The sequence below is a fragment of the Providencia rustigianii DSM 4541 genome (assembly GCF_000156395.1).
In the GTDB taxonomy this organism is placed as follows: domain Bacteria; phylum Pseudomonadota; class Gammaproteobacteria; order Enterobacterales; family Enterobacteriaceae; genus Providencia; species Providencia rustigianii.
Genome location: NZ_GG703817.1, coordinates 761952 through 767294 on the forward strand (window position 1 = coordinate 761952; position 5343 = coordinate 767294).

At 43.9% G+C, this 5343-nt stretch carries 5 protein-coding genes and 1 pseudogene; all 6 read left to right on the forward strand.

From position 1 onward, the window contains the following. The first annotated feature begins 113 nt into the window (after window positions 1–113). Window positions 114–1189, forward strand: a pseudogene (citC, locus tag PROVRUST_RS03680) ([citrate (pro-3S)-lyase] ligase). Continuing rightward, window positions 1186–1482, forward strand: a complete 297-nt coding sequence (gene citD, locus PROVRUST_RS03685; RefSeq protein ID WP_006813356.1) for a citrate lyase acyl carrier protein — start codon at window positions 1186–1188, stop codon at window positions 1480–1482. The pseudogene citC and the gene citD overlap by 4 nt, the downstream one beginning before the upstream one ends. Beyond that, a complete protein-coding gene (citE, locus tag PROVRUST_RS03690) occupies window positions 1482–2378 on the forward strand; it encodes a citrate (pro-3S)-lyase subunit beta (protein ID WP_006813357.1) in 897 nt (298 codons plus the stop codon). The genes citD and citE overlap by 1 nt, the downstream gene beginning before the upstream one ends. Before the next feature lie 11 nt (window positions 2379–2389). After that, window positions 2390–3916 carry a citrate lyase subunit alpha gene (citF, locus tag PROVRUST_RS03695; RefSeq protein WP_039854210.1) on the forward strand — a complete coding sequence of 509 codons (1527 nt, stop codon included), beginning with the start codon at window positions 2390–2392 and terminating at the stop codon, window positions 3914–3916. A 3-nt stretch (window positions 3917–3919) separates the two neighbouring features. Beyond that, window positions 3920–4465 carry a citrate lyase holo-[acyl-carrier protein] synthase gene (gene citX, locus PROVRUST_RS03700; RefSeq protein ID WP_006813359.1) on the forward strand — a complete coding sequence of 182 codons (546 nt, stop codon included), beginning with the start codon at window positions 3920–3922 and terminating at the stop codon, window positions 4463–4465. Further along, on the forward strand, window positions 4446–5336 hold the full coding sequence (gene citG, locus PROVRUST_RS03705; RefSeq protein ID WP_006813360.1) for a triphosphoribosyl-dephospho-CoA synthase CitG: 891 nt from the start codon (window positions 4446–4448) through the stop codon (window positions 5334–5336). Before citX ends, citG begins: the two co-directional genes overlap by 20 nt. The last annotated feature ends 7 nt before the right edge of the window (window positions 5337–5343 follow it).

Here is a 5343-nt window from a genome sequence, read left to right on the forward strand (position 1 = left end):
AAATAAGAATTGAGTGCTTGGCTAATATAAAAGATGTGAAAAATATTTATTTAATTAACTTTAACATTAGCAACATTTTAAATACATCTCTAAATGAGATGCAGGATACCATTATGTTCGAACACATAACGTTTAACCAAGTAAAACGTCATGAGAACAGAAAACTCAATGAAATCACTCAGTTTTTGAAAGAGAATGATTTAGACATTGATGCCAGCGTTGATGTTTTCATTACAATAACACGCAATGAAAAATTAATTGCTTGCGGTGGACTTGCTAAAAATGTCATTAAATGTGTCGCCATCAGTGATGAGGTTCGTGGTGAGGGTTTAGCATTAAAACTCGCTACTGAATTAGTCAATTTGGCTTACGAAAATAATACAACTCATTTATTTATCTATACCAAATTTCAGAATGAAGATTTATTTCATCAGTGTGGTTTTCATACCATCGCATCCGTGCCGAATGTCATGGTATTAATGGAAAATAGTTGCTGCTACTTAACTCGCTATATTAAAAGCTTAAAAAACTTACGCCAACCGGGTAAAAAAATTGGCTCGATTGTCATGAATGCCAACCCTTTTACGCTGGGTCATCGTTATTTAATTGAGCAAGCAGCAAAACAATGTGATTGGCTGCATCTGTTTGTAGTAAAAGAAGATACTTCGCGTTTTCCCTATAAAGTCAGACTCAAACTGATTGAGGAAGCACTAAAGGTATCGACAACTTAACCATCCACAAAGGTTCTGAATACATTATTTCACGGGCGACCTTTCCTTGTTACTTCATTAAAGACATTACGGTCGCCAATAACTGTTATACCGAAATCGATATTAAGATTTTTCGTCAATATATCGCACCTGCACTGGGAATTACCCATCGATTTGTTGGTTCTGAGCCATTTTGCCAAGTCACTAATCAATATAACCAAGACATGCGCTACTGGTTGGAAACTGATGAGATGCCATTCCCACCCATTGAGTTAGTTGAATTTCCGCGAACAGTGATCGACGGCACGGCAGTTTCCGCGTCGCAAGTCCGAAAACTGCTCGCTAAAAAAGATCTTGCGGCGATCAAGCCGATTGTGCCTCCTGCTACCTATCAATATTTGCAAGAAATGTTGGCAGCACAAGCACAATCAGCCTCCGTCCGCACTACAAGTTCTGAATTAGCTATAGGTGAATTATGAAGATATTACATGCAGCGGTTGCGGGCACACTCGAATCGAGCGATGTCATGATACGAATCGAACCTTTAGAGGATACCAGCGAGGTTTCATTGCAAATAACCAGTAGCGTAGAAAAGCAATTGGGTGATGCTATCCGCGCTATCGTACTGGAAATGATTGAAAAATATGAAATCCAAGGCGCTGAGATCGTGGTGGATGATAAAGGGGCATTAGAGTGTGTATTACGCGCCCGCCTCGAAGCATTATTAGCCCGTGCTTGTGACTTAGAAGCCCTGCCATGGGAGGATAAATAATGACACCGGAAAGAAAAAAACGCACACGTAGAAGCATGCTGTTTGTACCCGGTTCAAATGCCGCAATGCTCAGCAACTCTTTTATTTATAAAGCCGATGCGCTGATGTTTGACCTAGAAGACTCAGTGACAATCAGAGAAAAAGACACAGCACGTCGTTTGGTGTATCACGCATTACAGCATCCGCTGTATCAAGATATCGAAACCATTGTGCGGGTTAATGCCCTTGATTCTGCTTACGGTGTCGCCGATCTCGAAGCCGTGGTTCGCGGTGGCGCGGATATCGTACGCTTACCAAAAACCGATACTGCACAAGATATCATTGATATCGAAAGTGAAATTTTACGTATTGAAAAAAGCTGCGGGCGCGAAGAAGGCAGCACCGGATTACTGGCTGCTATTGAGTCCCCGATGGGAATAACCCAAGTGGTGAACATCGCCCACGCCTCCCCAAGATTAATAGGCATCGCATTAGGTGCCGAGGACTATGTCCGCAATTTGCGTACCGAGCGGTCTCCAGACGGCATTGAACTCCTCTATGCTCGGTGCGCCATTTTACAAGCTGCACGCTCAGCCGGTATTCAAGCGTTTGATACCGTCTATTCTGATGCAAATAATGAAGAAGGCTTCCTCAACGAAGCCACATTAATTAAGCAGCTTGGATTTGATGGCAAATCGTTAATTAACCCAAGACAAATTGAGTTACTCCATAATCTGTATGCGCCAACTCAGAAAGAAGTCGATCATGCCCAGCGCGTTGTAGATGCCGCTGAAGCCGCTGAACGGGAAGGTAAAGGAGTTGTTTCCCTCAACGGTAAAATGGTGGATAGCCCTGTAATTGAAAGAGCCCTCGTCGTGTTGTCACGCGCGGCATTATCAGGTATTCGGGAAGAGTGAGGCAGAAGAAAATGACAAATAATACATTGCGTCAGGCTCGCGTATCAGCCTACTTAGCACCAAGTGACAGCCAATTACCGCGTGAATTTAAAGACATCGGTAAAGTTCAGCAACAGGTGCAAAAACCAAGAAACCGTAAACTGTGCGAAGATTTACATGTTGCTATTCGCCGCTCAGGCTTAAAAGACGGGATGACTATCTCATTTCACCACGCATTTCGTGGGGGCGATTTAACCCTCAATCTGGTCATGCAAGTGATTGCCGAAATGGGTTTTCGTAATCTTACCCTCGCCTCTAGCTCGTTAAGTGCTTGCCACTCACCGTTAGTCGAACATATTCGCCATGGGGTCGTCAGCAAAATATACACTTCCGGTGTTCGCGGTGCTTTAGCTGAAGCGATTTCTCGTGGAGAACTCGATGAGCCAGTACAAATCCATTCTCACGGTGGGCGCGTAAATTTAGTACATAGTGGCGAATTGAATATTGATGTCGCATTCCTCGGAGTGCCTTCATGTGATGAATACGGTAATGCCAATGGCTACACAGGCAATGCCAGCTGTGGTTCCCTCGGTTATGCGAAAGTCGACGCAGAAAATGCGCGTAAAGTCGTGATGTTAACCGAAGAATTACTCACTTATCCTCATAATCCATCAAGCATTAAGCAAGATGAAGTTGATTACATAGTCAAAGTTAAACGCGTCGGTGACGCAGACAAAATTGGCGCAGATGCCACTCGCATGACCTCCAATCCCCGCGAATTACTCATCGCGCGTACTGCGGCCGATGTGATTGAAAAATCAGGTTTCTTCAAAGAAGGATTTTCACTACAAACCGGTACTGGCGGTGCTTCTCTAGCAGTAACTCGCTTCCTTGAAGATAAAATGCGTCGCCACAATATCCATGCGGGATTTGCACTGGGCGGGATCACCTCAACGATTGTGGACCTCCATGAAAAAGGGTTGATTCGTAAATTGCTCGATGTGCAAAGCTTTGACCGTGCTGCTGCCGAATCTTTAGTACGCAACCCAAATCACATTGAAATCAGTGCTAATCAATATGCCTGCTTTGATTCCAAAGGTGCTTCCGTTGATATGTTGGATGTGGTGGTATTAAGTGCGTTAGAAATTGATACTCGCTTTAATGTCAACGTATTAACAGGTTCTGATGGCGTCATCCGTGGTGCATCTGGTGGTCATAGTGATACGGCGGTGGCAGCCAAATTATCTATCATTGTCGCCCCCTTAGTACGAGGACGTATCCCAACATTGGTTGATGAAGTCCTTACCTGTGTCACTCCCGGTTCTAGCATCGATATTTTGGTGACCGACCACGGTATCGCCGTTAACCCTGCTCGCCCTGAACTGAAACAACAATTAGAGAGCCAAGGCATTAAAACTGTGTCAATTCAGTGGCTACGTGAACGAGCTCAACTACTAACAGGTAAACCTAATCCAATAGAGTTTACCGATAAAGTGGTTGCGGTCGTCCGTTACCGTGATGGTTCAGTCATTGATGTTGTCCATCAAGTGAAGGAGTAGGTCATGTTTTACCCACTGCCTGATACCCAAGAGCAACTTGAGATTTCCTTACCTGACTTATTGGCGAGTCGTGATGCCCGTCAGGCTCGCCAGCAAGAATGGATTGGTCTCCATCAGGTAACCTTGATTTCATTTACTGTCGTCTTTCCTGGTCCGGTTAAAGATAACCATTTGGTTAGACAGATTTTTAATCAAGGGTTGAATGCGCTTAAGCAAGTTGCTTCATGCAGGCAGTGGGTACTTTTATCACAACAATCTTTTCCATTAGTTACGGGTCCTGAGTGTTTAGTTGCAGTAAACGCCGATGCATTAGACGTCAAAAAAGCCTTAATCGATGCAGAAGAATTATCACCAATTGGCAGACTTTGGGACTTTGATGTCTTTGATTATCAAGGAAAGCTATATTCTCGCAGCCAATTTGACCTACCAACAAGACGTTGTTTGGTCTGTGATAAGGAAGCCAAGGTGTGTGCCCGCTTGCGTAGCCACTCACTTGACCAAATTTTATGCCGTATCGAGGAGTTAGCCTATGTTCCAGCAACGAATTGATCAGCAAACTGGGTTAACGGATGATGTGGTTAACCATTATAGTCACCTTGCTTGGCAAGCGATGCTGGCTGAAGTGAATTTAACCCCGAAACCGGGTTTAGTAGATAGACACAATACGGGTGCTCATAAAGATATGGCGCTCACCGATTTTCATTTAAGTGCCAATGCAATTGCTCAATTTTTCCCACAATTTTTACGGGCGGGTGACCAATATAAAACCTTACCTATTGAGCGTGTATTAGGCCAAATTCGTGGAATTGGTATTGAATGTGAAAAAGCGATGTTCAGGGCAACTCAAGGCGTCAATACCCATAAAGGTTCTATTTTTTCACTGGGTTTAATACTCACCGCCATGGGTAGGCTGATGGGATTAGGGGAAAAAGTGACCCCATCAACAATTAGCCAAACCGTTTCTGCCATGTGCCAAGGGATCACCGCCGAGTTAAAACAACCTGCCGATAATCTAACCGCAGGGCAACGTTTATACCAAGCTTACGGTTTAACTGGCGCAAGAGGCGAAGCTGAAAATGGCTATCAATTAGTGACGGAGCACGCACTGCCATATTATCTACAGCAGTTAGCTTCCGGAAAAAATACCGATATCGCCCTACTCAGTACCTTAATTTTGTTAGTGAAAATTAATGATGATACCAACGTGGCAAATCGCGGGGGCATGGCGGGGCTAAATTGGATAAAACAGCAAGCGGCTCAGCTGTTACAACATGATTTTCACGACAAGCATGATTTACACAAGATCCAACAGTTTGACCAACAATGCATCCAAAAAAATCTCAGCCCAGGAGGTAGTGCAGACTTATTAATTCTGACTTGGTTTTTTGCCCGATTACCTTATCACCCTATGAATTATTAATATGAAA